Source organism: Xenorhabdus bharatensis, from assembly GCF_037996705.1.
Classification (GTDB): domain Bacteria; phylum Pseudomonadota; class Gammaproteobacteria; order Enterobacterales; family Enterobacteriaceae; genus Xenorhabdus; species Xenorhabdus bharatensis.
In genome coordinates this window covers 261,689-287,472 of the sequence record NZ_JBBMXG010000002.1, presented here as the reverse complement: position 1 = coordinate 287,472, position 25,784 = coordinate 261,689, and the positions used below count along the sequence as shown (strand labels likewise).

The window sequence follows — 25,784 nt, the reverse complement described above, 5'->3', positions numbered from 1 at the left end:
TATTTGTCAGTGGTGCCTAATAAAATCACACCCAAGCATTTTTTAATCGGATGATACTTGACCAAATTTAAGCAAATTTCCACTGGGATCGAATAAATACATTTCTAATCCTCCCCAACTGGTTTCTTTTATGTCTGATATTTCAACTTGATCTTTAAGCTCATCAAACACTTCCTGAATATTCTCTACGTATATATAACATGAAGTGTTTTCTGCTATGTATTTATCATCACAAGACCAAAAGTGTAATTCTGTATTTCCTCTCGAGACTATCCCATATTGATCACCAAATTGAGAATCACAGGTAAAACCTAACCTTTCGGTATAAAATTGGATCATTTCATTCATATCTAGTGCGGCTAAAACCGGTACAGCCTCCCAAGAACTCATCTTGCTGGCTCCTTAAATCTGGATATTTTTCTCTGAAAAATACATTGCACTACACCAACACCCGTATCGCCTGAATTGCAGACATTATTGCCAATACGCCCAGCAGAATAAGCATCAGCCAGCGAAAATGCTGTCCGCTGATCCGAGTTCTCAGACGAGTACCAATAAAGAGAAAAAGGACAGATAATACCGTCAGCAACAGTACAGGCCACAAATAACCCGAAGAAAATAGTTCAAAGGCTTCGTTACGTAATACGATCAATTGGCTGATTTTGCCGAGCAAAAAACAGAGATTAGCCGCCCGTGCAATTTCGTGACGATCACTGCTCATTGCCAGCAGACACATTATCAATATAGGTGACATGGCATTTGTCGCCCCACCAATAATACCCGCCACCAAACCGAACAGTGATAAAATAACCGGATTTGTAGATAAACGGAGGTTCGTGCTACGGATACTATTAATAATGTAAAATGCAATAATTCCACTTAATAGCAATTGCAAATAGGCTGGGTTAATCAGAAATAAAAGTTTTGCACCAATAAAACTGCCTACTAAGGAAAATAGGGCCAGTAAACTGTATTTATGTAATATCGGGCCAATTTTTCCGCCTGAAATGACACTTAACAAATTAACCAATAATGTTGGCCATAAGGCTAAAACTACCGCCTCTTTTAATGGCATAAATAGACTTAGCGCCGTTGTACTGGCAATGGGGAAACCAATACCACTAATGCCATGTAATAAAGCAGCGGTAATAAATAGTAGGGATAGGATAGTAATGTTCATATCCTGCTCTTTGCATAAGAAACAACTATATTTTTGAATTTATAGCCCATAACAACTCCTCGAGATACAAACCTATCCAATTAATAAATATGAATCTCAAAATTGTGCCATAGACCGTGGCCGGTAAGATAACCTGATGCTTAATTTTTGCGAGGAAAATTGAGTTTTGAACAAGATATCAATCTGTTACCTTGACTTGCTCCAGTGCTTCATGGATATCCTATTTATATCTAAAAAGATTGTTCAATTAAATATTTAAAATCGGGCCAAATGATATCAAAATACGATACTATTTTTCATCGACCGCATCCCAGACCAACTACTGAAAAAGGAATAATTAACTCCATTCGTATCTGGTTGGAAAGTTTAGGAATAAAACCCTACAAGACTTACAGCGGTAAAATTGCAGCTCGTCTGACTCCTGAGCGACATCATGCTTTGGCAATTACAGCCCAAACAACGGGGCGTTCCCTGAACGAGCTTTTAAATGAAGGTGTTGATTTGGTGATAGAAAAGCACTCTTGAACTTCATATCAAGCAGAATGAAATTCATTAAAATTCCCCACCTGTAAAAGTGGGGAATTCATGTCATTACTGCCTATTTAAGATCATTTTTTACTGCCCAAACATCTCTTTCAGCCAGCCCGGAGCCTCTTCTTGGCCCTCCTCAATGGGCTGCTGTACAGATTGCTGACATAACGCCTGTGGATCATCCGTCCAGACCGGTAATATTCTGATACCATTTCCGGTGCAGTTAAAAGAGCCGTCTTCATTAACTGACATATCAACAATCCCTTCCGGAGCACGATTATCCAGCGCCAATGGAGTTTCGTTTGCCAGATAACGTTCGTAAATCTTCAATGCGCCTGTTGCTCCCGTCAGCCTAGTCGGCTCGTTGTTATCTAACCCCGCCCAGACAATCGCGACCTCTTTACCATCGATCCCAGTGAACCAAGTATCACGCAGGTTATTGGTTGTTCCGGTTTTTCCTGCCAGATTATATTTGCCATATTTTCCGGTCAGTGAACGGCCTGTTCCCCGCGCCACAACCTGCTGCATACCATATAACGTCAGATAAGCTGCCTGAGCAGGTACAGCTCTTTCCGCCTGTGGGTAACTCTGGTAAACCACTGTGCCATCTTCAGCAATGATAGAGCGCAATGCGGAGAGTTTGGCCCGATTTCCTCCACTCGCGATGGTCTGAAACTCCTGAGCCATTTCCATCGGGGTCAGATTGATGCCTCCCAGCAACATTGCCGGTACTTTCTGGATTTCTTTAGCCGGAATGCCCAGTAATACCAAAGTGTTGGCAATATGATCTAATCCCACGTCCAGCCCCAGATTGACTGTCGGAATGTTGATTGAACGTGCCAGCGCATCAACCAGCATCACACGCTCACTGAAATTACGGCTGAAGTTTCTCGGCTCCCACGGTTTTCCACCCGCCTGAGGTATTGAGATAGGCTCATTCGCCAACCAAGTATTCAGGCGATATTTATCCGGTTCACTCAATGCAGTCAGATAAGTTGCTGGCTTGGCAAGCGAACCGATTAAGCGGCGAGCATCCATAGCACGGTTAAAACCCGGATATTGTGGTTGCGAACCCCCTACCATTGCCCGGACTTCACCACTGAAACGGTCAACAACGACCATTGCACCTTCCAGATTAGGCACCGGACGGTTTTTATCTTTGCGTAACGCCGCAATACCGTCTTCTATCGCGTTTTCAGCCGCATCCTGCGCAACGGGATCTAATGTTGTGAAAATTTTGACACCGGATAAATCATCAATCTTCTCACCCAGCTTTTCTCGCAGTTCCTGACGCACCATCTGCATAAATGCAGGTTGGGGTGCTATCACATCGCTTTTCGGTTTTACACCGAGTGGACGTGCGCTTAACAGGTCATACAGCTCCTGATCAATCACATTTCGGTTCTGGAGAATCTTCAATACGACATTACGGCGCTCCAGTGCACTTTTAGGATTACGCCACGGGTTGTAATACGAAGCGCCTTTCACCATTCCTACCAATAATGCCTGTTGATCCAGACTCAGTTCATCTATCGGACGACCGAAATAGTAAAGACTCGCTAACGGAAAACCTCGGATCTCTTCATCGCCACTTTGTCCCAAGAAAACTTCATTCAGATACAGCTCGAGAATACGATCTTTGCTGTAGCGAGCTTCCAGCAGTACAGACATTAAGGCTTCATTGGCTTTACGACTGAAAGTCCGTTTGTTCGTCAGGAATAAATTTTTGACTAATTGCTGGGTTAAAGTACTCCCCCCCTGCACTGCACGGCCTGCCAACAGGTTTTCAAGCGCAGCACGAGCAATTGAAAGTGGCCTGATACCACCATGTTCGTAGAAATAGCGATCTTCCGTTTCCAATAAGGTCTGAATCAGTAGATCAGGAAAACCGGAACGTGGAACAAACAAACGCTGCTCTCCGTTCGCAGACTGCATCATTGTGATAAGTTTTGGGTCAAGACGGAAGAAACCAAACTGGCGCTGGTTTTCCATGTTTTCAATGCTGGTTAACTGATTGTCATCGAAAGTCAGGCGAGCCTGAATCTGGCCTTCTTTGCCATCAGGAAAATCAAATGGCCGACGCAGCATTTCAATGTTATTGCCTCTGACCACAAATTCACCGGCGCGGGTTATTTTAGTTACCTGCCGATACTGCATGCCTTCCAGTAACCGAATCATTTCGGCCTTACTGTAATTCATTCCCGGTTCAAGATTTACCATACGACCATACACTGCCGCAGGGAGCTGCCACACTCTACCGTCAATGCGATGACGGATTTTGCCATCCAGATAAAAACCATATACGCCAACGAGTACTGCCAGTACAATCAAGACCTTCAAAAGCAGCAGCCAGATCCATTTACGTCCCTTTTTTACCTGAGGAGATTTCTTCCCTTTTTTCGTCATGAGTTCCTCCTCATCATCGGTGTCATTTTCGTCTTCAATATCATTATATTCATCATAGTCATCCCGCCGATGACGTTTGTTTGCCTGACGCCCACGACGATGTTTTGATTTTTTACCCTTACGTCCGATTGGCTGACGATCATCATCAGACATACCGAATTCTCCAATTAACGTCTTTATTTAACAACTAAATATATTTTTTTACCCGCTTTGTCGGTGCTGTGTTTGCAGGATCATCGGGCCATAAATGTTTTGGATAACGCCCTTTCATTTCTTTTTGCACTTCACGGTAAGCCCCCTGCCAAAATGCTGCAAGATCCTGCGTGATCTGCAACGGTCGCTGAGCCGGAGACAATAGCTCAACAACGACAGGTACACGCCCTTTTGCCACAGCCGGATTTTGCTGTTCTCCGTACATCTCCTGCATTTTTACAGATAGTACGGGTGGTTTATCATAAAAATATTCGATCCCAATCCGGCTTCCGGTTGGCACAGTGTAATTAGTAGGCAGTTCATTATCCAGTATTTGCCGCTGCTGCCAATCAAGTAAACTCACCAGAGCACGTGACAGCTCAATCTGCTGCATGCCTTTCAAATTTCTCACCCCTTCCAGCATCGGTTGCAACCACTGTTCAAGGGAAGCCAATAACGATTCATCATCAACCGCTGGCCATTGTATTTCCGGCAGCCACTCCTGCGCCCGCTGTAAACGAATACGTAGCTGCAATGCTTCCTGTGACCAGTTCAGCACTGCCAGCCCCTCCTGTCGAACCCAGTTAAGCAGAGCTTCCTGCAATTCGGCATCTGAAGGTTTTGCCAAAGGCTGTGATCTGACCGTCAATCGTCCACATTTCAGTCTCTTCCATGCCCGCAATGTGCCTTTATTATCATCCCATTCAATAGCTGTCTGTTCTGTAAACAAAGAAGAATATTGCCGGATGATTTGCTCAATATCTAATGGGCAAGCAAGCAGAATATGTGCATCCGGCATCTTATTACCCTGCTGCAATAAAGGTGCCACCAGCCATGTCTCCCCCGAAAGCGGTTCTTCCCGTGCAAGTACAGCGCCCTGACCTGTAGCCAGTTGAAATCGCCCGGGATTATCACGGTTTTTTGCAATTCTGTCGGGGAACCCCTGTACCAATAGCTCAGGTATATACTTCACATTAATATCGGCAGAGTTCTCCATATTATTACCCGCCAGTTCCCTGAATAACTGTTTTGACCGTTGCTGCCAGTTCGGTTGAAGTATGTTAAGGCAATGAGTGAGATCCAACTGTCCCCGCCGCGGGGGTTCTTCAACGATAGCGACAAGTTTTGCTGCCGTTGCCAATATTCCCCGATCTGAATCCTGCCTGTCATACAGCTCTTTAGCTAAGCACAACATGGCGGCTAAGCGAGGTTCACAACCCGATTCTGTCATTTTCCAGCCACGGGCCGTTAACTGCTGCTTATCATCCAGTGCTCCCAGCCGTACAAGCAGAGTGCGGGCAACAGCCAGTGCAGCCTGTGGTGGATTATCCAGCCAGCGTAGTTGAGTACTGTCACGGCATCCCCACTGTAATAGCGAAAGCAGCAGGCTACTCAAATCGGCATGCAGAATCTCAGGTTCGCTGTGTTCTGCTGCCCGTTCGGCCTGTTCCTGACTGAATAAATGCCAGCAGACACCCGCTTCCAGCCTGCCTGCTCGCCCCGCCCGCTGCACCATTGATGCCTGACTGATACGCTGGGTGATCAGGCGGGTTAATCCTGTTCGGGGTTCAAACCGGCTGGTACGTTCCAGACCACTGTCCACCACCAGACGAATTCCCTCAATCGTCAGGCTGGTTTCGGCAATATTGGTCGCCAGTACCACCTTACGTTTTCCGATCGGAGCAGGCATTATCGCCCTACGCTGTTCTGTCAGTGATAAAGCACCATATAGCGGACACAATAACGTATCACCATCAACTTTTTCTTCTAAGTAAGTCTGCACCCGCTGAATTTCCCTCACTCCGGGTAAGAACAGCAGTAATGACCCCGACTCCTGCTGCAACAAACGTAATACGGTTGAAGCCACTGATTGTTCAAAAGGCAGGTGAGCAGGCAGGGAATGGTAACTTCTCGTTACCGGATAACTGCGCCCTTCTGAGACCACAACCGGTGCTTCCGGTAATAAAGAAGAAAGGCGTTGATTATCCAACGTTGCAGACATCACCAGAATGCGCAAATCATCGCGTAAACCTTCCTGCACATCTAATAACAGCGCTAAAGCCAGATCGGCCTGTAAACTCCGTTCGTGGAATTCATCAAGTATAACGAGAGAGACATCACTCAATTCAGGATCCTGCTGCAACATCCGGTTCAGGATACCTTCTGTGACCACTTCAAGGCGTGTATGAGCACTGACTTTTGTTTCCAGACGCATCCGGTAACCCACCGTTTTGCCGACAGGCTCATTCAATTGTTCTGCCAGACGCTCTGCAACACTGCGTGCCGCAATACGCCGGGGTTCCAGCATGATGATCCGCCCACTAAACCGTGACGTGTTGAGAATGGCCAGCGGTAGTCCGGTTGATTTTCCGGCGCCGGTCGGGGCATGCAGTAATACCTGTTTTGAGGTTTCCAGCTGAGCTATGACTGAGTCCACAACGTCATAAATGGGTAATAACAAAGGTTCACCATAACGATTAACTTTCAATGGGGGCCATTGTAGCATTAGCGACTTTAATTTCAGTTTTCGTTTAATTTTAGTTCATGTGGCTCCCGTGCAGGTTACGTCATGATGAAACTGTCAATTGAGGTATAAAGAAAAGTTTATGGAATTTTCACCACCGCTAAAGCACGCTACATTAATTCGCCGTTATAAACGTTTTCTGGCCGATGTTCTGACTCCGGAAGGTGAAACGCTGACCATACACTGTGCCAATACCGGAGCAATGACCGGGTGCGCAACACCGGGTGATACCGTTTGGTATTCCACTTCTGATAATCCGAAACGTAAATACCCTAATAGCTGGGAGCTGACACAGACTCAAAACGGGCACTGGATTTGTGTCAATACCCTCAGAGCCAACGATCTGGTTTTTCAGGCCATTGAAAAAGATCTCATTTCAGAATTATCCGGTTATGAAAAAATCAGCCGCGAAGTGGGTTATGGAAAAGAGAAAAGCCGGATAGATTTATTGTTAGAGTCAAAACAAAAAGTTAACTGCTATATTGAAGTGAAATCAGTGACCCTGTTACAGGGAAATAAGGGTTATTTTCCTGATGCTGTGACAATTCGTGGGCAAAAACATTTACGTGAACTATCATTGATAGCACAACAGGGACAGCGGGCTGTACTGTGCTTTGCCGTGCTACATTCCGGCATTAATCACGTTATGGCAGCAAAACATATTGACCACGATTATGCTTTTCTTTTGGAACAAGCATGCAATTTAGGGGTCGAAGTAATCTGTTACGGGGCCAGCATGACAGAAAACAGGATGGTTCTAAGTCACAAATTGCCTTTTGTATCAATGGGATGATTTGTAAACAGATCATGCTGACGAGGTGAGTTTTGCAGCATATTTAGGCAGTAAACACGGCTGCCTTCACACCATTGCAAAACTAATGGTAGGAATAATTGCCAACCTCGCAGTCATCTGCTATTTATAGCGGCCTATTTTTTTCCCCCTACTGTCAGGGGGCTCGTTTGATAGTGCGTGTGTAAGGAGAAGCATTATGCAAGAAGGGCAAAAACGTAAAACCTCGTCCTTGAGCATTCTCGCCATCGCTGGGGTAGAACCTTACCAAGAGAAGCCAGGCGAAGAATACATGAACGATGCCCAGTTAACGCATTTCAAGCTCATTCTGGAAGCATGGCGCAATCAACTCAGGGATGAAGTAGACCGTACTGTATCTCATATGCAAGATGAGGCAGCTAACTTCCCTGATCCGGTTGACCGTGCAGCGCAAGAAGAAGAATTCAGTCTTGAATTACGTAATCGGGATCGTGAACGTAAGTTGATCAAAAAGATCGAAAAAACGCTGAAAAAAGTCGAAGATGATGATTTTGGCTTCTGTGAATCCTGTGGAGTTGAAATCGGCATCCGTCGTTTGGAAGCGCGTCCTACAGCTGATTTATGTATTGACTGTAAAACGTTAGCTGAAATTCGCGAAAAGCAAATGGCTGGCTAATGGATAGGTGAGTACGGCGCTGAAAAGCGCCGTATATACCCTTCATCTTTCGAATTGCCTCTTTGTCGGCTACGTTCGCTACCCCAGTCACCGTTTTTATCAACAGACGGTTATCTATATTCCCGGGGATAGTTCCCTTACCGCAGCGATGTAACTCGAAATCTATTGGGTATGCTCCCTAAAATTGATTTTTATATGACTCAATCTGAATCCGAACACTCCTCATTATATATCGGGCGTTTCGCACCATCCCCGTCTGGCGATCTCCACTTTGGCTCTTTGGTGACAGCTCTGGGTAGCTATTTACAGGCCCGTGCTCACCACGGTAAGTGGCTGATGCGTATTGATGATATTGATCCGCCACGGGAAATTCCCGGTTCAGCGGATAGAATACTGCGGGCCTTAGAACACTACGGGCTTCACTGGGACGGAGAAGTGCTGTACCAGTCCCAACGCCATGAGGCTTATCGGGCGATACTGGCTCAGTTGCAACAACAGGGAAACAGTTATTACTGTACCTGTACCCGCCAGCGCATTCATCAGCTGGGTGGATTTTATGATGCTCACTGCCAGTATCTACAACTGCCAGCCCATAATGCCGCTATTCGGCTGAAACAGGATCACCCGGTGTATGATTTTTACGACAAATTACAAGGTAATGTCACCGTACCGATGAGAATGGCTGAAGAGGACTTCATTATTCATCGCAAAGATGGATTATTCGCCTATAATCTTGTCGTTGTTATTGATGATAACTATCAAGGCATCACTGAAATTGTCAGGGGAGCAGATTTGATTGAACCTACGGTTCGCCAAATATCCTTATATCGGTATCTGAATTTTACAACACCGGATTATGTACATTTGCCTCTTGTATTAAATGAAGAGGGAAATAAACTTTCCAAACAAAATCATGCAAAACCGATCCCTCTTGATGATCCACGTCCATTGCTGGTGAAAGCGTTATCATTTTTAAACCAGCCAACAATTGCTGGTTGGCAGGATATCACCACGGAACAACTGCTAAAGCAGGCAATTGCTGGCTGGAATCTAAATTATGTTCCGCCTCAGGACATCATCAATGGACAATTTAAATAAAGTGTTTCTATTGGTACTGCAAGCATTCTCAAAGAATGCCCAGTAAGTTATGATTAGCGGCTGTTTTTGTTTTAATTTTATCCGTCACTATCGAGGTGTACCATTTTTAACCGAGTAGCAACTTTCTGCCGTAATTTGCTGATCCGCGAAACCAAGATAAAACGCGAGACACAGGCAGCCAGTGAAAGGCCAGTCACCATATCTGACCATCCTGCTCACAAAAAGAGCAGCACTCTGCCTAAACGCCGCAGAGTGAATCGCACATCTTCATCAAATGCTGAAAACATCAAAATGAAGAATAAGTCTGGAAAGGCAAAACCTTCTGATTCCCCAATTACCGTTATTCCACGGGAACAGCATTCTATTTCACGTAAAGATATCAGTGATAATGCATTGAAGGTTTTATATCGCCTGAATAAATCGGGTTTTGAGGCTTATTTAGTCGGCGGCGGTGTACGTGATTTACTGTTGCATAAAAAACCCAAAGATTTTGATATCGCGACCAATGCTACCCCTGAACAGGTTCGCAAATTATTCCGTAATTGCCGTCTTGTTGGTCGTCGCTTCCGTCTCGCTCACATTATGTTCGGGCCGGATGTGATTGAAGTTGCCACCTTCCGTGGGCCGCATGAACAAGTTGAAAGCAATGACCGTAATCAGTCACATAAAGCGCAGAGCGGCATGCTCTTGCGGGACAATATCTTCGGTTCTGTGGAAGAAGATGCTGCACGCCGCGATTTTACAATTAATAGCCTTTATTACGGGATTGAAGATTTCGCATTACGGGATTATGTCGGTGGAATGGCTGATCTGGAAAAAGGGATCATACGCCTGATTGGTGATCCGGAAACACGCTATCGGGAAGATCCTGTGCGGATGTTGCGTGCAGTCCGTTTCGCCAGCAAGCTTAACATGACCATCGAAAAGAACACGGCTGAACCAATCCCTCGTCTGGCATTTCTGTTACGGGATATTCCGTCAGCACGTTTGTTCGAAGAGTCCCTGAAACTTCTGCAATCAGGGCACGGTTTCAGCACATATAAACTACTGTGTGAATACCAGTTGTTTGAACCACTCTTCCCGTTAATCCAGCGCGGCTTCACCCAATCCGGTGATTCGCCGATGGAAAAATTGCTGGAACAGGTATTAAAAAATACCGATTACCGCCTCCAGAATGACAAACGGGTCAACCCGGCGTTCTTATTTGCGGCAATACTGTGGTATCCACTGATTGAACATGCCGAGAAGCTGACTCAGGAAGGGGGCTTACAGTATTACGATGCTTTCGCTCTGGCCATGAATGATATTCTTGATGAGCAGTGTCGTTCTATCGCCATTCCGAAGCGCCATACCACAACAATGCGTGATATCTGGCTGTTGCAGCTTCGCCTGCCGCGCCGTCAGGGTAAACGGGCAAATAAATTAATGGAGCACCCGAAATTCCGGGCAGCCTACGATTTATTGGAACTACGCGCCAGCATTGAGCCACGCCATGAGCTGAAAGAACTGGTACATTGGTGGACAGAATTCCAGCAATCAACCGCATCACAGCAGCGGGGCATGATCTCCGAGCTTGGCAGCGAACCTGTTCGCCGCAGAACTCGTCACCGCCGTGGCAATCACCTTCGTCATAACAGGAACAACAACTAGTATGACCCGGGTTTATATCGCCATCGGCAGTAATCTGGCCTCCCCCTTGCAGCAAGTTAATAATGCACTTGCTGCACTTAAATCGATCCCTGAGACAACGTTTATTAAACACTCCTCATTTTATCGGACGAAACCGATGGGGCCACAGGATCAGCCTGATTACCTCAATCTGGTTGTTGCATTAGAGACAAACTTACAACCGGAAATATTGCTTGATCACACTCAGGCAATAGAACTGGCACAAGGGCGTGTCCGTAAAGATGAACGTTGGGGGCCAAGAACGCTTGATTTAGATATTATGCTGTTCGGTGATCACATTATTAATACTGAACGCCTGACCATTCCCCACTACGGTTTAAAACAGCGTGAATTTATGCTTTATCCGCTGGCAGAAATAGCCCCGGATCTTGTGTTTCCTGATAAAGAAACATTAGCAGAACGATTAAAACATGTTCCAGAAAATGGCCTGACGTTTTGGTTGTAACACAGCAGTTTTGTACCCAATGGATTTCAAGTTGTATCGCGGCGGCAAGGAAATGAATCCCCGGGAGCATAGATAACTATGTGACCGGGGTGAATGAACGCAGCCAACAAAGAGACAACATGAAAGACGACGGGTATATGAAGGAAAAGTAACACAATATCTCATACAATCATGGCCTATTTCTGGATAATCAGAACCTGTTCCAGCGGGTATCAGTTTGGATACCCGAATGGACGAGGCTCTATACCCAACAACGGGTATGAATATTCAGGAGATAACAATGAAACCCACATCTCTGGCTCACCTTAGCCAGTTAAAAAAAGAGAAACGTAAGTTCGCAACAATTACCGCCTATGATGCCAGCTTCGCTCACCTTTTTGCTGCACAGGGCATCAATGTCATACTTATTGGTGATTCACTCGGCATGACCGTTCAGGGGTTTGATTCCACCTTGCCGGTTACTGTTGAAGATATTGCCTACCACACCAAAAACGTCCGCACCGGCGCTCCCCATACTTTTCTCATCGCCGATATGCCTTTCATGAGCTACGCCACACCGGAGCAAAGCTGCAATAATGCGGCTGAGTTAATGCGTTCAGGTGCCAATATGGTCAAGATTGAAGGCGGAAGCTGGTTGTGTGAAACAGTAAAAATGCTGACTGAGCGCTCTGTTCCTGTTTGCGGGCATCTGGGCCTGACTCCACAAGCGGTTAATGTGCTGGGAGGTTATAAAGTTCAGGGGCGTGATGAAGCGGCAGCGCAGCAACTGCTCGACGATGCTATCGCTTTGGAAAAAGCAGGTATGCAGCTATTAGTACTGGAGTGTGTACCAACAGAATTGGGCCGGAAAATTACCGAAGCGCTGGAAATTCCGGTGATTGGCATTGGTGCGGGTAACCATACAGATGGTCAGATCCTCGTGATGCATGATGCTTTAGGCATTACCGCCAAACCACCCAAATTTGCTAAGGATTTCCTTAAAGAAACCGGCAACATACGAGATGCCATCAGCCTGTACATCGAACAGGTCGAAAATGGCACGTACCCTGACCAAGCACATTCATTCAACTGATTTATACCCGCTAGATTTCCAGAAAAACACGACGTTTTCAGAAAAACAACGAGTATAACCCAGCATGATTGCTGATTATGACTGCTAATTAAAGGAGTAGAGCAATGCTGATCATAGAAACAATCCCCATTTTACGCCGTGAAATTCGCCGTTGGCGTCAGGCAGGAAAACGAATTGCCTTTGTCCCTACAATGGGTAATCTGCATGATGGTCACATGGCTCTGGTTGATACCGCCAAGGCTCAGGCTGATGTGGTAATTGTGAGTATTTTTGTTAATCCGATGCAATTTGATCGTGAAGATGATTTAGTCAATTATCCGCGTACCCTACAGGAAGATTGCGAAAAACTGAGCCGTCGTAATGTCGATATCGTGTTTGCTCCTAATGCCAATGAGATATATCCGCATGGCTTGAATGGCAGCCCGACTTTTGTTGAAGTCCCTGAACTTTCTCATATGCTTGAAGGTGCCAGCCGCCCGGGGCATTTCCGGGGAGTTACCACGGTTGTCAGCAAACTGTTCAACCTGACTCAACCGGATCTGGCCTATTTCGGTGAAAAAGATTTTCAGCAGTTACAAATTATCCGCAAAATGATCACGGATATGGCTTATGACATCACTCTGGTTTCTGTGCCTATCGTCCGTGATAAAAAAGGCTTAGCCTTAAGCTCACGCAACAGCCTTCTCTCTCCGAAAGAGAAAAAAATAGCGCCGGAATTAAACCAGATTATGCAGCGCGCCGCCGAAAAACTGAAAAGTGGCGAGCGGAATATTGATCAATTGCTGGAGATGGTCTCTACGGATCTGAATGAAGCCGGTTTTATACCGGATGAGCTGTTTATCCGTGATGCAGAAAATCTGGAACCCTTGACCCCGCAAAGTAAAAAAGCCGTGATCCTGATGGCAGCATGGTTAGGCAAAACACGCTTGATTGATAATCAACAGGTTGATTTAACCGATTGATTTCGCTTCGAGGATGTGTGTCAGTAGTCACCCCGACACGATCCACATCCTCATATGCAAACCGCTGTCTGATTGGCCGTTATCCAAAATCAGCACTAGTAAACGCAATTTTATTATTTAATATTCATAAACCAGCTTTGTTATCTTTTCTTTCTATACCGTTATCCCCGTCTCTATCAATGCATTCGGTTAACAAGGAAAATCAAGCATGGCACACAAATTACGCTTTGGCAGTTTACTGTTACTACTCACTCTCTCTGGCCATGCACTGGCGACACAACCTCAGCAGATGACTATTGGTTATCAAAAATCAACTATTTTTACGTTGCTAAAATCCCGTGGCACTCTGGATGAGGCATTAGAAAAAGAAGGTATCAAGGTGCGTTGGGTCGAATTTCCTGCCGGGCCACAAATGCTTGAAGGGCTTAATGTGGGTAGTATCGATTTGGCATCAACCGGTGATGTTCCCCCTGTTTTTGCTCAGGCAGCAAGAGCCGATTTGGTTTATCTCGCCTACGCCCCTGCTCACCCGAAAACCGAAGCCATTGTGGTTCCGAAAGGCTCAGACATTAAAACTATTCAGGATCTGAAGGGCAAACGCGTGGCGCTAAACAAGGGGTCTGATGTGCACTATCTACTTGCCGCTGCGCTGGAAAAAGCCGGATTGAGCTATAAGGATATAAAGCCGGTTTATCTCCCCCCTGCTGATGCCCGTGCCGCTTTCCAGCGAGGAGCCATTGATGCCTGGGCTATCTGGGATCCTTTCCTGTCCGAAGTCGAAATCAATACCGGAGCACGCCAGATAACTAATGGTGAAGGGCTGGTACCTCATTACACTTTCTATCTTGCCAGCCGTAAATTTGTTGATACCTATCCACAAACAGCGGAAAAAATCATTCAGGAATTAGTTGTTCTCAGTGACTGGGCAAATCAACATCCTGACGAAGCTGCGACCATTCTCGCCACCAATACGAAACTTGATAAAGCTATCTGGCAACGGACGCTTGCACGCTTTACTTATGGTGCTGAGCGTATGACACCGACTGTTTTTAACCAGCAGCAGGTTCTTGCTGATACGTTTACCCGTCTCAGGTTATTGCCTGTAAAAATAAATGTTCGTAGTGCAAGCTGGTCTTTAGATAATATTCCGGTCAATACACCATAATTGACTGTCTGATTGGGGTTTTAAGTCATCCCTGACGGATAACCCCTACAGACCTGATATGCTCATCATGACTATCCATTCCATTGCTACGCATATCCAATGCTACAAATATTCAGTGCGACGGATCCACAACCACATCGCTTGATAAACCCATTTTTACGTTTGCCAATGCTCCCTACTCAGGGAGCGGCAACGGCAGCCTGAATGATCCCTTTCAGTCTTCATGCTTGATAATCTTGCTTCTCCACGATCTAACACTTTTATTCAGCATATTCTTTCTGAGGTTCCTCTGTCACTGGACGTTCAGCGCCTCCAATGCTTTCACCAAAAGCGCCTGCTTTGGCAGAACGGAGCGTTGAATTTGCCTTGTTTGCCTGTACTGAATCTGTTTTCAACAATGGCATGACCAATTCAGCAAACCGATGCGCTTCTTCAAGGTGAGGGTAGCCGGAGAAGATAAAATTACTGATCCCCAATGCCTGATATTCGCGGATCCGTTCAGCTACCTGTTCAGGGCTTCCGACTAGTGCCGTTCCGGCACCACCACGAACCAGACCAACACCAGCCCATAAGTTCGGCGCAATGCGTAAATTATCCCTTGAACCCTGATGCAGTGAATTCATCCGCGCCTGTCCGGCAGAATCCATCCGGGAAAAAATTTTCTGAGCCTGAGCGATAGTCTCATCATCCAAATGAGCAATCAGGCGATCAGCCGCAGCCCATGCTTCCTCTTCTGTCTCACGGACAATAACATGCAGACGGATACCGTATTCCAGAGTCCGGCCCTGCTGCTCTGCACGCTCACGAACTTGCTGTAGCTTCTGCGCAACCAGCTCAGGCGGCTCTCCCCAAGTCAGATAGGTATCAACCTGCTGTGCAGCCACATCAAGAGCATCTTCAGAAGAACCGCCAAAATAGAGTGGAGGGCCATTTTTCTGGATAGGCGGAAACAATAATTCTGCCCCTTCTACCTGTAAATGTTTCCCCTGATAATCTACTTTTTCACCCGCCAGCATACGGGAATAAATATCAAGAAACTCACGGGTCAGCTGATAACGGTCAGCATGGCTAAGGAAAATACCATCACCTTTATTTTCCACCGGATCACCACCGGTCACGACATTAATAAGAACCCGCCCTTCAGAAAGCCTGTCCAGCGTGGCCGTCATTCTTGCAGCGAGTGAAGGTGGCTGTAATCCCGGACGCACTGCAACCAGAAAACGCAGATTACGGGTGACAGGTACCAAAGCAGAAGCCACCAGCCACGGATCTTCACAGCCTCTTCCGGTTGGGATCAGAACACCGTGATAACCAAGGCTATCCACAGCCAGCGCAATTTGTTGCAGGTAAGGAAGATCAACAGCGCGCCCACCTTTGGCAGTACCTAGATAGCGCCCCTCACCGTGGGTAGGTAAGAACCAGAAGAGATTAATGTCACTATTGCCATAAACTGTCATTGTGTTTTCCTTGATAGATAGTGTCGAGAATAGATAGTGTCGCGGATAGATTTGTATTTATTTTTCTTTTATATGATTACTCGTAATGATTGCGATGCCTGATTATCGGGCAGCACTTTCAGCGTCACCTGTTTTACCAGAATGCTGCCAATCCGAATGGCGATCATGCTTTCCCTGCTCACCCGGTGCCATAATCGCTTCAAGAACCTGAGCTTCTAACGCTGATAACGTTGGCATCGTAATTGTTCTGGGGCGTCCAAGCGGGATCGCCAGATCCAAACCGATCTCCCCCTGCTCTATCAGCAAGATCCGATCTGCGATCAGAACGGCTTCATGAACATCATGCGTCACTAAGATGACGGTAAACCCATATTGCTGCCAAAGTCGCGTTAACAACTGCTGCATTTCCAGACGGGTCAGAGCATCCAGTGCGCCAAACGGCTCATCAAGTAACAATAAACGGGGGCGGTGAATCAACGCGCGAGCCAATGCCACACGCTGTTTTTGTCCTCCTGACAATGCTGAAGGCCAGTCATTCGCTCTGTCAGCCAGACCGACCGCTTCCAGTACGGCCAGCGCTTCCGATTTCCAATTACCGCTAAGGCCCAACCCGACGTTATCAATCACCTTTTTCCAGGGAAGCAGACGCGCATCCTGAAACATCATTCGTACTTCACTCTCAGATGCACTCAGCGGGTCACCATCAGCACTCAGACTACCTGCGGAAACAGATTCCAGCCCCGCCAGCAAGCGTAGTAACGTGCTTTTGCCACAGCCACTACGTCCGACAATAGCCACAAACTGGCCTTTCTGAATGGATAAATTGAGGGATTTAAGGATTTCACGCTCACCAAACTGTTTGCGGACATCCTCCAGAGTCAGGCTTAGCCCTTGCTGAACTAACGACAGATGCTTCATGAGTTTCTTCCTCCTGTCTGCCATGACGGATGCCAACGCAGTAACCAGACTTCCAGCCCGTATGCCACCATATCAGCCAATTTACCCAGCAGCGCATACAGAATAATCGCCAATACCACAATATCGGTCTGCAAAAACTCCCGGGCATTCATCGCCAGATAACCAATGCCCGCATCAGCAGAAATAGTTTCAGCAACAATCAGGGTCAGCCACATTAAGCCGAGTGAAAAACGGACACCAACGAGGATCGAAGGCATTGCTCCCGGCAAAATAACCTGCCAGAACAGACGCCAGCCATTGAGTCCATAGTTACGCGCCATCTCAATTAATCCCCGATCAAGATGGCGGATCCCATGAGATGTATTCAGGTAGATAGGGAAGAAAGTCCCCAGAGAAACTAAAAATATTTTGGCCCGCTCATCAATACCAAACCACAAAATAACCAGTGGGATCAGTGCTAAATGCGGAACATTACGTAACATCTGAACCGTGCTATCCAGCAAGCGTTCCCCGGTTTTTGACAAGCCCGTTATCACCCCCAATGCCAGCCCACAGGTGCCACCAATAGCAAACCCACTCAATGCACGCCAAGTACTGATATAAAGATTGCTCCAGAGTTCGCCGTTTTGCAGTAACGTCCATCCTGCTTGCAGTACCTTTTCAGGGGGAGGCAGAATACGATCCGATAGCCAGCCTTCATAACCAGCAACTTGCCAGCACACAATAAGTAATCCCGGTAGCAACCAAGGCAGGAAACGAGACTTAGATAACGATGTCCGGTGACCACCTAAAAAGAAAATACGCATAGAAACCCCACTTAATGCAGCCAGGATTAGAATCAGTTATTTCATTTTTAAATCTCGAAGCGAATGAAGAGAAATAAATATTTTTACTTTGTAAATCTAAAAAGTGGCAATAGAACGCAGCCTACAGTGTGTAATGCGCGGCAGGTATATTACGATTGGTTCATGATTAACAATTTATTTATTACTTAAAAGAATAACTTTGATAATTAAATTATTTACTAGCCAGAGAATATATTTCTATATTGATGAAATCTTTTTCTGACAACCTCGGTGCAATGAACTTCCAACAACTAAGAATTATCCGTGAAGCAGAACGCTGCCATTTTAACCTGACAGAAGTGGCAAAAGTGCTCTATACATCACAATCAGGCATTAGCCGTCATATTCGTGAGTTGGAAGAAGAATTAGGTGTGGAGTTATTCATTCGTCATGGTAAGCGGTTCCTCGGGCTGACAGAGCCGGGTAAAGAGATGCTGACCATTGCGCGCCGCATACTTAATGATGCTGACAAGGCTCAACGGTTAGCTGAACACTTTACCGGGCAGCATCAGGGAGTGCTGACCATTGCCACTACCCATACCCAAGCCTGCTATAGTCTTCCCCGAGTGATAAAAGTATTCCGTGAAATCTACCCGGGGATCCGGCTGGTACTTAATCAGGGTTCGCCCGCAGAAATCATGAAAATGTTACTTAACGGTGAGGCAGATATTGGTATTGCATCAGAAATGCTGACTCAGAATAGCAATATTACTGCATTTCCCTGGTTTGACTGGCATCACTCTTTACTGGTTCCTGCGGAACATGAACTGGTCTGGAACCCTGATATTACATTGGAACAACTGGCAACTTACCCATTAGTCACTTACCGATATGGTATTGCCTGGCGTTCTCAGATTGATAAAGCATTTCACAATGCGCGGCTCAACCCGGATATCGTCCTCAGCGCACAGGACTCTGACGTCGTCAAAACCTACGTAAAACTGGGGCTGGGAATCGGAATAGTTGCTGAAACGGCCAGCCAGCATAACCTCGATCCAGATCTAGTCACACTCAAAGCCCGCCATCTTTTCTCCCCCAATACGGTCTGGATGGCCGTTAAACATGGCCAGTTACAACGTGATTATCTGTGGGAATTCATGCTACTGTGTAACCCTGATTTATCACTGGATAAAATTAAAAACAGCGTCGTTGCAGGTAATAAAAATATTCCGACCTGGCTTGATTTTGAAATTTGAAATATTCGAATACCCTTAAAAATCAGCTAATTTTTAAGGGTAAGAAAAAAACCATCATCTCCCGGCAAACGAAATATACTGCCAGCCTCCATCTCACTACCCAGTACTGCCTGAATCCAAACAGTGCCATCTGCCAATCTGAGGGAAGAGAGGATCATTCCGGTTTTGCGCCAGCGAGAACCCAACTGCCATTCTAATTCGCTTCCGACCGCCGGAAGATAACTGGAATCACCTGCCAACCAATACATTGCCCGTTTGTGAACACCACGGTATTTAGTGCGGGCAATCGTCGCCAGCCCCATGTACATTCCTTTTTCAAAACTAATGCCGCCTTCAATATTGTGGAGATTAGCAGCCTGAGGAACAAGCTGAGCGCTGACAGCAGCCTCAATCACTGGAAAACCGGCTTCTATATCTAATGCCAGCCACTGTTCACTATCACTTATCTGCGCCGGAAATTGTTCCATTAACTCTGCTGCCATCACAGTATCTGTGATTAATAAAAATCGCTCCTGCGGCGATGAAAAATAAAGTAACGTAGTAGTACCGTGCTGAATAACTGAATTCTTCACATCCGGCAAAACAGGGAAAAATGCTGCCAATGCAGCCCGGCAATTTTCACCCGCAACGCCTAATAACAAACTTTCCGTTTCCTCAGCCACCACAACTTTAGAGAACACTGCATATTTCTTTAATTCAGTCAGTTGTATTTCAATTACACTCCGGCGTTCAATATAGGCATATCCTTCATCACGATGAAATAACCTCAGACTACTCCACATTTTTCCTTTGGCATCACAGTGAGCTGTCAGTACATGCTGGTTTTCAGCCAGAATATTGATATCCGCTGTCAGTTGTCCCTGAAGATATTTCTGGCTATCAATGCCCGTAACAGTAACCAGACCCCAATCATTAAGAGAAATAAGTGTCAATGGAAGCCTGGCTGAAGGCAATGGAGGAAGGAAAGATGACTTAGGTATAATTTTTCTGACCATAATGGCTCCTGTCGATAAATATTCTGTTTATATCTATTATTTTTCAATAATAGTGATGTATTGAAGGAAAAAACCAATAATTCTGATAAGCACAGATGAAATTAAAATAACCCCCCCCTTTTCAAAATATAGAATGGCAATACAACCTTTTTAAATTTGACAAAAAAATCAAAGATCACTATAAAACCTCTAGTTAACCTGAGGTCAATAGAAATGGAAAAAAAGAAACATATTGATATTAATAGGGCATTAACGGTTGGAGAAGTAGCAAAACGTAGTGGCGTGGCAATATCAACACTGCATTTTTATGAATCGAAAGGTTTAATAAAAAGTTCACGTAATTCAGGAAATCAGCGCCGCTTTCCCGCTGTTGTACTACGTTATATCGCAATTATCAAAGTCGCACAAAGCACTGGCATCCCCTTAAAAGAAATACAGAAAGTACTTAGTCAATTCCCTCCTAACAGTAAACTGACAGCCGAACAATGGCGCATACTTTCCTCACAATGGCGGGATACGTTGGAACAACGTATTACAAAATTAACCCATCTACGTGACTATCTGGATAGTTGCATTGGCTGTGGATGCCTTTCCCTGACAGAATGCCCGTTACGAAACCCAAATGATATTCTGGGAAAAACGGGAACAGGAGCAAGAATGTTTGAACAAGAATATGACTGACGTAAAAAATAACTTATCGAAAAAATGATCTTTTTTAATAATGGAAGATATATTTTTGACTAAATAACCCCATGTTATTTATTTTACATCATCCTCTGCCATTAATTTATTATTAGCTAATTTTCTATCCCTACTATACCTATTTGAAATAATTTTAAAGTTACATAAATTAATACCATTTTATTCCGTTAAATTTCTTCGGAGCACATAATGAAAAACATTTTCAAAAAATCATATCTCGCAATGGCATTAGCACTAACAGGTCTCATAACAACAGCTATCCCCACCGCATTGGCCAAACCTGCTGAGCAACCTGTCAATCAGGTGCCCGGTTATTATCACCATATGCTCGGCGATGTAATGGTGACAGCGGTTTATGATGGGTATGTTGATCTTTCTCCGTCTTTATTAAAAGGACTTGATATCAACAATATCAAAAGTCTGATTACGCGAATGTTCCAGATTGAAAATAAAGAAGGTATTCAAACAGCGATCACAGCCTACCTTATCAATACCAAAGAAGGTTTGGTATTGATTGATGCGGGTAGCAGCAATTGCTTTGGCCCTACTGCGGGAAATATTGTGAATAATATCCGTGCCGCTGGTTATCAGCCAGAATCGGTTAAAGCAATATTACTGACACACATGCACCCGGATCACGCTTGTGGCATCACCACCCCAAATGGTGAAATCATATTCCCTAATGCAACCCTATATATTTCTGAGGAAGAAAAAAACTTTTGGCAAGCACCAGAAACCATCGCTGCAGCTTCTGACATAAATCGTTCATTCATCACTCAAACGCTGAATGCTATCGAGCCGTATGTTGCTAAAAAAGCACTACGTACTTTTCAAAGTGGAGAGAACATTATTCCCGGCATCAAAGCAATATCAACTTCTGGTCATACCCCCGGGCATACTTCATACCTGCTGAACTCAGGTAAAAACAACATGCTGATTTTGGGAGATATGATACATTTTTACGCAGTACAGTTAGAACACCCGGAAGTTTCGATTGAATTTGATATAGATAACAATAAAGCTGTTGAAGCACGTAAATCGATCTTTAAAAAAGCGTCAGATGAAAAATGGCTAATTGGTGCCGCTCATTTACCCTTCCCCGGAATAGGTTATCTTCGTCAGAATCAACAAAAATATGACTGGGTTCCTGTTGAATATACGACCACGCTGAAAGTGAGTAATTAACAATATAGTGGAGGAAAAGGTTTCGATCTTTTCCTCCATTAATAAATAATAAATTTTTAATCATCCTTCTGCTTTTCTGATAGCATCACCCAAATCATCAACAGTGAGATCAGCATTAATATATTCACTATTCTCTGGCAGATGAATTTTTATATTCTGTTTTGGCTCATAACTTAACAAACCATTTTTCAGTTCAAAGTCAAATACATGACCACCATTTTTTCGTTCATCATCAATAAAATGAAGATGAAACCCTGCAACAGAAATGCCGTGAAAAATATCAGGCGTCCAAAAACCGACTAATGCACCAGAGACATTGTGTAATGTCTCTTCTGATTGTTCGACAATCGCCTCAATAAAGGTTTTATAGGGCTTTTTCTGATAATTAGTCCGGCGTAACCAGACTTTTTTAAATGTTCCTTCAATTTTTACAGCAGCAAAAATATTATCAATATTTACCTGAGCCGACAGTTCTGAGTAAAGATCTTTTTTGCTGATATCTGAAACGGGAAACTGCTCACTGGGGTTAAAGTATGTCAACTGAGCGAAAGGAAGCTGGTCATACTCACTAAACCGACGTACATTACCTGCTCCCTGAATTTCAAAAAAGGTATCATCCAGTGCGATCATTTCACCTGCGAGTGCATGTGAGCAACCAATACCAAATGAGCCGCCTTGACTGATTTCTGCTATTGCAAACATTCCATCAAATACTCCTGACATCAAAGCATGCATGGTGGAATACTGATTTATAATCAGGCTCTTCATATGGCCTCTCCCTTGCTATTATCAGCAATTTAAAATCTATTGGTTATATTAGATATATCTTAGATAGATCAAATAATAACTTTAGAACATTGTCATGTCATAGAGTAATATCCTTAGCACCAAGTCATTGTCAAGACAATTATATTTCCTATTGAATTATTTAACTCCAAATGAAAAATCATAAATAAAACAACTTAGTTTATTTTACCTTAATATTTTAGCAATTGTATTTAATCAATCTAAATACGGATAACATAACATGTTGTTTTAATCTTACGTGACATCACTCATTGATACATTAACCTGAAAATAGATTAATTTATCTTTAATTTTAACTAATAAAATCACCACCAGACATTTAAATAAACAGATTCAAAAAACAACAAATAGATAAAAAGTTATAATTTTTTATTAAGTTATTTTTTAAATTACATTTTAAGTAAAAACCTAACACGATTAAACTGAGTTTTATATTCATCCTATAAATAGATTAAAACTATTGCATATCCTCTTATATTATTAGTATTATCAGCCATATATTTAATTTTTGTTTTTATTTTACGGATTATTCATGAATAAAATTTGTGTATTATTACTATCCGCTGTCATGCTTTGCAGCGGTTGTGCGACTATCGTTGGTGAGAAGACTCAGCTTGTCCAAGTTAATAGCCAGCCTTCTGGCGCAGAGTTTTCAATCAAAGATGAAACGGGTCAGGAAATTGCACATGGAAATACCCCACAAAGTGTCATGCTGGCAAAATCAAACGGTCGCTATTTTGGTGGTAAGAAATATCAAATTACCTTCACAAAAGAAAATTTTCAATCTGTTACACTGCCATTAGTCGCTAAAGCGAATGGGTGGTATATCGGTGGGAACTTCATCTTTGGTGGCTTAATTGGCTGGCTGGCCGTTGATCCTTTCAATGGCGGTATGTACACACTGCATCCAAAAGCAGCCAATGTGACACTACCCGCATCCAACGCACTATCAGACGCCAAATAAGTGTCAAAATATGGCGATTTAAATCGCCATATTCATTCCGGTTACTTACGAGGGTAATGAATAAGATTATGGATAACCACAACCTCATCACCTGAATTCGCGTAAGCATGCCTGCAATCAGCAGCAAAACGCATAGATTCACCGGATGAAACTTTATGCCATTCATCATTAATACGCAGATCTAACTCTCCATTAAGCACAATAACATGCTCTACGACACCGGACTCATGCGGAGTAGATTCACTTGATGCGCCTGGTGCTAACTCTATTTTGAATAAATCGATGAAAAATTCATCATCAAAATGAATGAGCGGTTTTACACTCATACCTGAATTGTTTTGTTCAAAACTCGGTAATTCATTAAACCGATGCAATGCGGGCTGTGGCTCTGTTCCCTCCAAAAAAGTCGAAAATGCAACATTAAAACCGGTTGCAATTTTCCACAATGTGGACACTGTCGGGCTTGACTGGCCTCGTTCAATTTGCCCAAGCATGGCTTTACTAACGCCAGTCAGCTTAGCAGCCTGACTGAGACTCACTCCTCTTGAAGCTCTTAATGACTTAAACGTCTCGGCAATTTTAGATGTGATATCACTCATTGGTGCCTTCTCAAAGATAAATACATGATTGAATGCTATAACGGACGATGATATTCTCACCACCGTCTGCTATAACATCCGATAGGTGACATCATATGCCTAAGCAATCATTTTTTAGGGATCTCTCCCCAGCAACACTCGTCACAGGTTTTGTTGCAGTATTAGTTGGTTATGCTAGTTCAGTTGCAATCATTCTCCAAGCAGTGACAACCATCGGTGTTGAACCATCACAAATTGGTGCCTGGTTAGGGATGCTTGGCGTTGGAATGGGGATCACAACCATTGGATTATCACTTTATTACCGCACCCCCATTCTAACGGCTTGGTCAACACCGGGAATTGCACTTCTGGCAACACATTTCCCACACACTTCAGTCAATGAAGCCATTGGCATTTTTATCTTTGCATCAGCATTAATGCTGATATGCGGTATCACCGGGTTATTTGCCAAGCTGATGAACTACATTCCGCATTCCATCGCAGCCGCAATGCTTGCCGGAATATTACTCCGTTTCGGTTTGGATGCTTTTTCAGTGCTGCAATCCAACTTTTGGCTATGTGGCATCATGCTGCTTATTTACGTCATCTTCCGCCGCTATTTTCCATTATACGCAATAATCTCAACGCTTACGGTGGGATTAATTATCTGTATTTTCAATGGAGATTTAAACTTATCGGGCAAAGACATCCTGTTTTCTATGCCTGAATTTGTCATACCAAAATTCAACATCACGACACTGATTGGCGTAGGTATTCCATTTTTTATCGTCACAATGGCATCACAAAATGCACCGGGAATTGCGATCCTACAAGCTGCGGGATATCCCCCCCGCACTTCTCAATTACTTATCTGGACATCATTAGTCACAATTATACTGGCTCCTTTCGGAGGATTTAGTATCTGTATTGCTGCTATTACAGCCGCTATCTGTATGGGAGATGACGTCCACCCCGATCCAGATAAGCGATATATTGCCGCTATCAGCGCAGGATTTGTTTATTTACTGGCCGGGATTTTTGGGGGAGTCATTTTCTATCTATTCAGTGGTTTTCCAACTTCATTAATAAAAATTCTGGCTGGATTAGCCCTATTAAGTACTTTTACCAACAGCCTGAATCAAGCAATAAAAGATGAAAGCGCAAGAGATGCTGCAATTATCTGCTTTTTAATAACAGCATCAGGCGCAAATTTATTAGGTATCAGTTCAGCATTCTGGGGACTGGTTGGCGGGATTATTACGCACCTGATATTTAAAAAAAGACCCTGAGGTAAAGTGACATTGCAATCTGAATAACTTAGTCTTCATATTACTAAATATTCCAGATATTAATTTGGTTATTTACATTTAGGTATGATCTCACTTAAATATTAACTTTTATTTTTAATGGAGAGCTGGATCTTATTAT

General features: G+C 44.2%; 25 protein-coding genes. 14 read left to right on the top strand and 11 right to left on the bottom strand.

The annotated features are described in order from the left end of the window. Positions 1-42 precede the first annotated feature (42 nt). Together AAC855_RS03220 and AAC855_RS03215 are read right to left on the bottom strand one after the other, a co-directional pair. A complete protein-coding gene (locus AAC855_RS03220; protein WP_340608175.1) occupies positions 43-390 on the bottom strand; it encodes a bleomycin resistance protein in 348 nt (115 codons plus the stop codon). A 49-nt stretch (positions 391-439) separates the two neighbouring features. Then, positions 440-1,180 carry a TSUP family transporter gene (locus AAC855_RS03215; protein WP_340608174.1) on the bottom strand — a complete coding sequence of 247 codons (741 nt, stop codon included), beginning with the start codon at positions 1,178-1,180 and terminating at the stop codon, positions 440-442. A 270-nt stretch (positions 1,181-1,450) separates the two neighbouring features. Between AAC855_RS03215 and AAC855_RS03210 the strand changes: the two genes are divergently transcribed. Further along, positions 1,451-1,705 carry a toxin-antitoxin system HicB family antitoxin gene (locus AAC855_RS03210; protein WP_340608173.1) on the top strand — a complete coding sequence of 85 codons (255 nt, stop codon included), beginning with the start codon at positions 1,451-1,453 and terminating at the stop codon, positions 1,703-1,705. A 90-nt stretch (positions 1,706-1,795) separates the two neighbouring features. Here AAC855_RS03210 and mrcB read toward each other — a convergent pair whose 3' ends face one another. Further along, positions 1,796-4,270, bottom strand: a complete 2,475-nt coding sequence (mrcB, locus tag AAC855_RS03205; protein ID WP_340608172.1) for a bifunctional glycosyl transferase/transpeptidase — start codon at positions 4,268-4,270, stop codon at positions 1,796-1,798. Positions 4,271-4,304: 34 nt separating this feature from the next. Continuing rightward, positions 4,305-6,815: an ATP-dependent helicase HrpB gene (hrpB, locus tag AAC855_RS03200; RefSeq protein ID WP_340608171.1), complete on the bottom strand. Its 2,511-nt coding sequence runs from the start codon at positions 6,813-6,815 to the stop codon at positions 4,305-4,307. A gap of 100 nt (positions 6,816-6,915) precedes the next feature. Here hrpB and sfsA point away from each other — a divergent pair, with 100 nt between their 5' ends. The 3 genes from sfsA to gluQRS all read left to right on the top strand — a co-directional run bounded on the left by sfsA (position 6,916) and on the right by gluQRS (position 9,376). After that, positions 6,916-7,626 (top strand): DNA/RNA nuclease SfsA, encoded by a 711-nt coding sequence (gene sfsA, locus AAC855_RS03195; protein WP_340608170.1) that lies wholly within the window; start codon positions 6,916-6,918, stop codon positions 7,624-7,626. A 196-nt stretch (positions 7,627-7,822) separates the two neighbouring features. After that, a complete protein-coding gene (dksA, locus tag AAC855_RS03190) occupies positions 7,823-8,278 on the top strand; it encodes an RNA polymerase-binding protein DksA (protein WP_099122427.1) in 456 nt (151 codons plus the stop codon). A 195-nt stretch (positions 8,279-8,473) separates the two neighbouring features. Then, positions 8,474-9,376, top strand: coding sequence for a tRNA glutamyl-Q(34) synthetase GluQRS (gene gluQRS / locus AAC855_RS03185; protein ID WP_340608169.1), 903 nt, complete (start codon positions 8,474-8,476; stop codon positions 9,374-9,376). A 77-nt stretch (positions 9,377-9,453) separates the two neighbouring features. On the opposite strand, the gene AAC855_RS03180 is transcribed toward gluQRS, so the two are convergent. After that, a complete protein-coding gene (locus AAC855_RS03180) occupies positions 9,454-9,576 on the bottom strand; it encodes a hypothetical protein (protein WP_340608168.1) in 123 nt (40 codons plus the stop codon). A 91-nt stretch (positions 9,577-9,667) separates the two neighbouring features. Here AAC855_RS03180 and pcnB point away from each other — a divergent pair, with 91 nt between their 5' ends. The 5 genes from pcnB to AAC855_RS03155 all read left to right on the top strand — a co-directional run bounded on the left by pcnB (position 9,668) and on the right by AAC855_RS03155 (position 14,709). Further along, positions 9,668-11,026, top strand: coding sequence for a polynucleotide adenylyltransferase PcnB (pcnB, locus tag AAC855_RS03175; RefSeq protein WP_340608167.1), 1,359 nt, complete (start codon positions 9,668-9,670; stop codon positions 11,024-11,026). A 1-nt stretch (position 11,027) separates the two neighbouring features. Next, positions 11,028-11,510: a 2-amino-4-hydroxy-6-hydroxymethyldihydropteridine diphosphokinase gene (folK, locus tag AAC855_RS03170; protein WP_340608166.1), complete on the top strand. Its 483-nt coding sequence runs from the start codon at positions 11,028-11,030 to the stop codon at positions 11,508-11,510. A 280-nt stretch (positions 11,511-11,790) separates the two neighbouring features. Beyond that, positions 11,791-12,582 carry a 3-methyl-2-oxobutanoate hydroxymethyltransferase gene (gene panB, locus AAC855_RS03165; protein WP_340608165.1) on the top strand — a complete coding sequence of 264 codons (792 nt, stop codon included), beginning with the start codon at positions 11,791-11,793 and terminating at the stop codon, positions 12,580-12,582. 104 nt (positions 12,583-12,686) lie between these two features. Then, positions 12,687-13,544 (top strand): pantoate--beta-alanine ligase, encoded by an 858-nt coding sequence (gene panC, locus AAC855_RS03160; protein ID WP_340608164.1) that lies wholly within the window; start codon positions 12,687-12,689, stop codon positions 13,542-13,544. Positions 13,545-13,752: 208 nt separating this feature from the next. Continuing rightward, entirely contained in the window at positions 13,753-14,709 is a 957-nt protein-coding gene (locus tag AAC855_RS03155) for a sulfonate ABC transporter substrate-binding protein (RefSeq protein ID WP_340608163.1), read from the top strand. 260 nt (positions 14,710-14,969) lie between these two features. On the opposite strand, the gene ssuD is transcribed toward AAC855_RS03155, so the two are convergent. The 3 genes from ssuD to ssuC form a co-directional block, all read right to left on the bottom strand. After that, positions 14,970-16,166 (bottom strand): FMNH2-dependent alkanesulfonate monooxygenase, encoded by a 1,197-nt coding sequence (gene ssuD, locus AAC855_RS03150; protein ID WP_340608162.1) that lies wholly within the window; start codon positions 16,164-16,166, stop codon positions 14,970-14,972. Positions 16,167-16,268: 102 nt separating this feature from the next. Further along, positions 16,269-17,084: an aliphatic sulfonates ABC transporter ATP-binding protein gene (gene ssuB / locus AAC855_RS03145; protein WP_340608161.1), complete on the bottom strand. Its 816-nt coding sequence runs from the start codon at positions 17,082-17,084 to the stop codon at positions 16,269-16,271. Next, positions 17,081-17,890, bottom strand: a complete 810-nt coding sequence (ssuC, locus tag AAC855_RS03140) for an aliphatic sulfonate ABC transporter permease SsuC (RefSeq protein ID WP_099109981.1) — start codon at positions 17,888-17,890, stop codon at positions 17,081-17,083. Before ssuC ends, ssuB begins: the two co-directional genes overlap by 4 nt. Before the next feature lie 275 nt (positions 17,891-18,165). On the opposite strand from ssuC, the gene cbl reads away from it, so the two are divergent. Further along, on the top strand, positions 18,166-19,125 hold the full coding sequence (gene cbl / locus AAC855_RS03135; RefSeq protein WP_340608271.1) for an HTH-type transcriptional regulator Cbl: 960 nt from the start codon (positions 18,166-18,168) through the stop codon (positions 19,123-19,125). Between the two features lie 26 nt (positions 19,126-19,151). Here the strand turns inward: cbl and ygfZ are convergent, their stop codons facing one another. Continuing rightward, on the bottom strand, positions 19,152-20,120 hold the full coding sequence (gene ygfZ, locus AAC855_RS03130; protein WP_340608160.1) for a tRNA-modifying protein YgfZ: 969 nt from the start codon (positions 20,118-20,120) through the stop codon (positions 19,152-19,154). A 213-nt stretch (positions 20,121-20,333) separates the two neighbouring features. Between ygfZ and soxR the strand changes: the two genes are divergently transcribed. Both soxR and AAC855_RS03120 read left to right on the top strand, forming a co-directional pair. Further along, positions 20,334-20,801, top strand: a complete 468-nt coding sequence (soxR, locus tag AAC855_RS03125; protein WP_340608159.1) for a redox-sensitive transcriptional activator SoxR — start codon at positions 20,334-20,336, stop codon at positions 20,799-20,801. Between the two features lie 210 nt (positions 20,802-21,011). Then, the gene (locus AAC855_RS03120) at positions 21,012-22,007 is read left to right on the top strand and encodes an MBL fold metallo-hydrolase (RefSeq protein ID WP_340608158.1); all 996 of its coding nucleotides are present in this window, start codon (positions 21,012-21,014) and stop codon (positions 22,005-22,007) included. A gap of 60 nt (positions 22,008-22,067) precedes the next feature. Here AAC855_RS03120 and budA read toward each other — a convergent pair whose 3' ends face one another. Then, positions 22,068-22,775: an acetolactate decarboxylase gene (gene budA / locus AAC855_RS03115; RefSeq protein ID WP_340608157.1), complete on the bottom strand. Its 708-nt coding sequence runs from the start codon at positions 22,773-22,775 to the stop codon at positions 22,068-22,070. Between the two features lie 571 nt (positions 22,776-23,346). On the opposite strand from budA, the gene AAC855_RS03110 reads away from it, so the two are divergent. Further along, complete coding sequence (locus AAC855_RS03110) at positions 23,347-23,778, top strand: hypothetical protein (RefSeq protein WP_340608156.1); 432 nt, start codon at positions 23,347-23,349, stop codon at positions 23,776-23,778. Positions 23,779-23,819: 41 nt separating this feature from the next. Here AAC855_RS03110 and AAC855_RS03105 read toward each other — a convergent pair whose 3' ends face one another. Continuing rightward, positions 23,820-24,377, bottom strand: coding sequence for a helix-turn-helix domain-containing protein (locus AAC855_RS03105; RefSeq protein WP_340608155.1), 558 nt, complete (start codon positions 24,375-24,377; stop codon positions 23,820-23,822). 95 nt (positions 24,378-24,472) lie between these two features. Between AAC855_RS03105 and AAC855_RS03100 the strand changes: the two genes are divergently transcribed. Then, positions 24,473-25,645 (top strand): benzoate/H(+) symporter BenE family transporter, encoded by a 1,173-nt coding sequence (locus AAC855_RS03100; RefSeq protein ID WP_340608154.1) that lies wholly within the window; start codon positions 24,473-24,475, stop codon positions 25,643-25,645. Positions 25,646-25,784 lie beyond the last annotated feature (139 nt).

Excerpts from the sequence above, each read along its gene's own strand:
- AAC855_RS03220 (WP_340608175.1), bottom strand. The coding sequence starts at position 390 with ATGAGTTCTTGGGAGGCTGTACCGGTTTTAGCCGCACTAGATATGAAT.
- AAC855_RS03215 (WP_340608174.1), bottom strand. The coding sequence starts at position 1,180 with ATGAACATTACTATCCTATCCCTACTATTTATTACCGCTGCTTTATTA.
- AAC855_RS03210 (WP_340608173.1), top strand. The coding sequence starts at position 1,451 with ATGATATCAAAATACGATACTATTTTTCATCGACCGCATCCCAGACCA.
- mrcB (WP_340608172.1), bottom strand. The coding sequence starts at position 4,270 with ATGTCTGATGATGATCGTCAGCCAATCGGACGTAAGGGTAAAAAATCA.
- hrpB (WP_340608171.1), bottom strand. The coding sequence starts at position 6,815 with ATGCTACAATGGCCCCCATTGAAAGTTAATCGTTATGGTGAACCTTTG.
- sfsA (WP_340608170.1), top strand. The coding sequence starts at position 6,916 with ATGGAATTTTCACCACCGCTAAAGCACGCTACATTAATTCGCCGTTAT.
- dksA (WP_099122427.1), top strand. The coding sequence starts at position 7,823 with ATGCAAGAAGGGCAAAAACGTAAAACCTCGTCCTTGAGCATTCTCGCC.
- gluQRS (WP_340608169.1), top strand. The coding sequence starts at position 8,474 with ATGACTCAATCTGAATCCGAACACTCCTCATTATATATCGGGCGTTTC.
- AAC855_RS03180 (WP_340608168.1), bottom strand. The coding sequence starts at position 9,576 with ATGGTGACTGGCCTTTCACTGGCTGCCTGTGTCTCGCGTTTTATCTTG.
- pcnB (WP_340608167.1), top strand. The coding sequence starts at position 9,668 with ATGAAGAATAAGTCTGGAAAGGCAAAACCTTCTGATTCCCCAATTACC.
- folK (WP_340608166.1), top strand. The coding sequence starts at position 11,028 with ATGACCCGGGTTTATATCGCCATCGGCAGTAATCTGGCCTCCCCCTTG.
- panB (WP_340608165.1), top strand. The coding sequence starts at position 11,791 with ATGAAACCCACATCTCTGGCTCACCTTAGCCAGTTAAAAAAAGAGAAA.
- panC (WP_340608164.1), top strand. The coding sequence starts at position 12,687 with ATGCTGATCATAGAAACAATCCCCATTTTACGCCGTGAAATTCGCCGT.
- AAC855_RS03155 (WP_340608163.1), top strand. The coding sequence starts at position 13,753 with ATGGCACACAAATTACGCTTTGGCAGTTTACTGTTACTACTCACTCTC.
- ssuD (WP_340608162.1), bottom strand. The coding sequence starts at position 16,166 with ATGACAGTTTATGGCAATAGTGACATTAATCTCTTCTGGTTCTTACCT.
- ssuB (WP_340608161.1), bottom strand. The coding sequence starts at position 17,084 with ATGAAGCATCTGTCGTTAGTTCAGCAAGGGCTAAGCCTGACTCTGGAG.
- ssuC (WP_099109981.1), bottom strand. The coding sequence starts at position 17,890 with ATGCGTATTTTCTTTTTAGGTGGTCACCGGACATCGTTATCTAAGTCT.
- cbl (WP_340608271.1), top strand. The coding sequence starts at position 18,166 with ATGAACTTCCAACAACTAAGAATTATCCGTGAAGCAGAACGCTGCCAT.
- ygfZ (WP_340608160.1), bottom strand. The coding sequence starts at position 20,120 with ATGGTCAGAAAAATTATACCTAAGTCATCTTTCCTTCCTCCATTGCCT.
- soxR (WP_340608159.1), top strand. The coding sequence starts at position 20,334 with ATGGAAAAAAAGAAACATATTGATATTAATAGGGCATTAACGGTTGGA.
- AAC855_RS03120 (WP_340608158.1), top strand. The coding sequence starts at position 21,012 with ATGAAAAACATTTTCAAAAAATCATATCTCGCAATGGCATTAGCACTA.
- budA (WP_340608157.1), bottom strand. The coding sequence starts at position 22,775 with ATGAAGAGCCTGATTATAAATCAGTATTCCACCATGCATGCTTTGATG.
- AAC855_RS03110 (WP_340608156.1), top strand. The coding sequence starts at position 23,347 with ATGAATAAAATTTGTGTATTATTACTATCCGCTGTCATGCTTTGCAGC.
- AAC855_RS03105 (WP_340608155.1), bottom strand. The coding sequence starts at position 24,377 with ATGAGTGATATCACATCTAAAATTGCCGAGACGTTTAAGTCATTAAGA.
- AAC855_RS03100 (WP_340608154.1), top strand. The coding sequence starts at position 24,473 with ATGCCTAAGCAATCATTTTTTAGGGATCTCTCCCCAGCAACACTCGTC.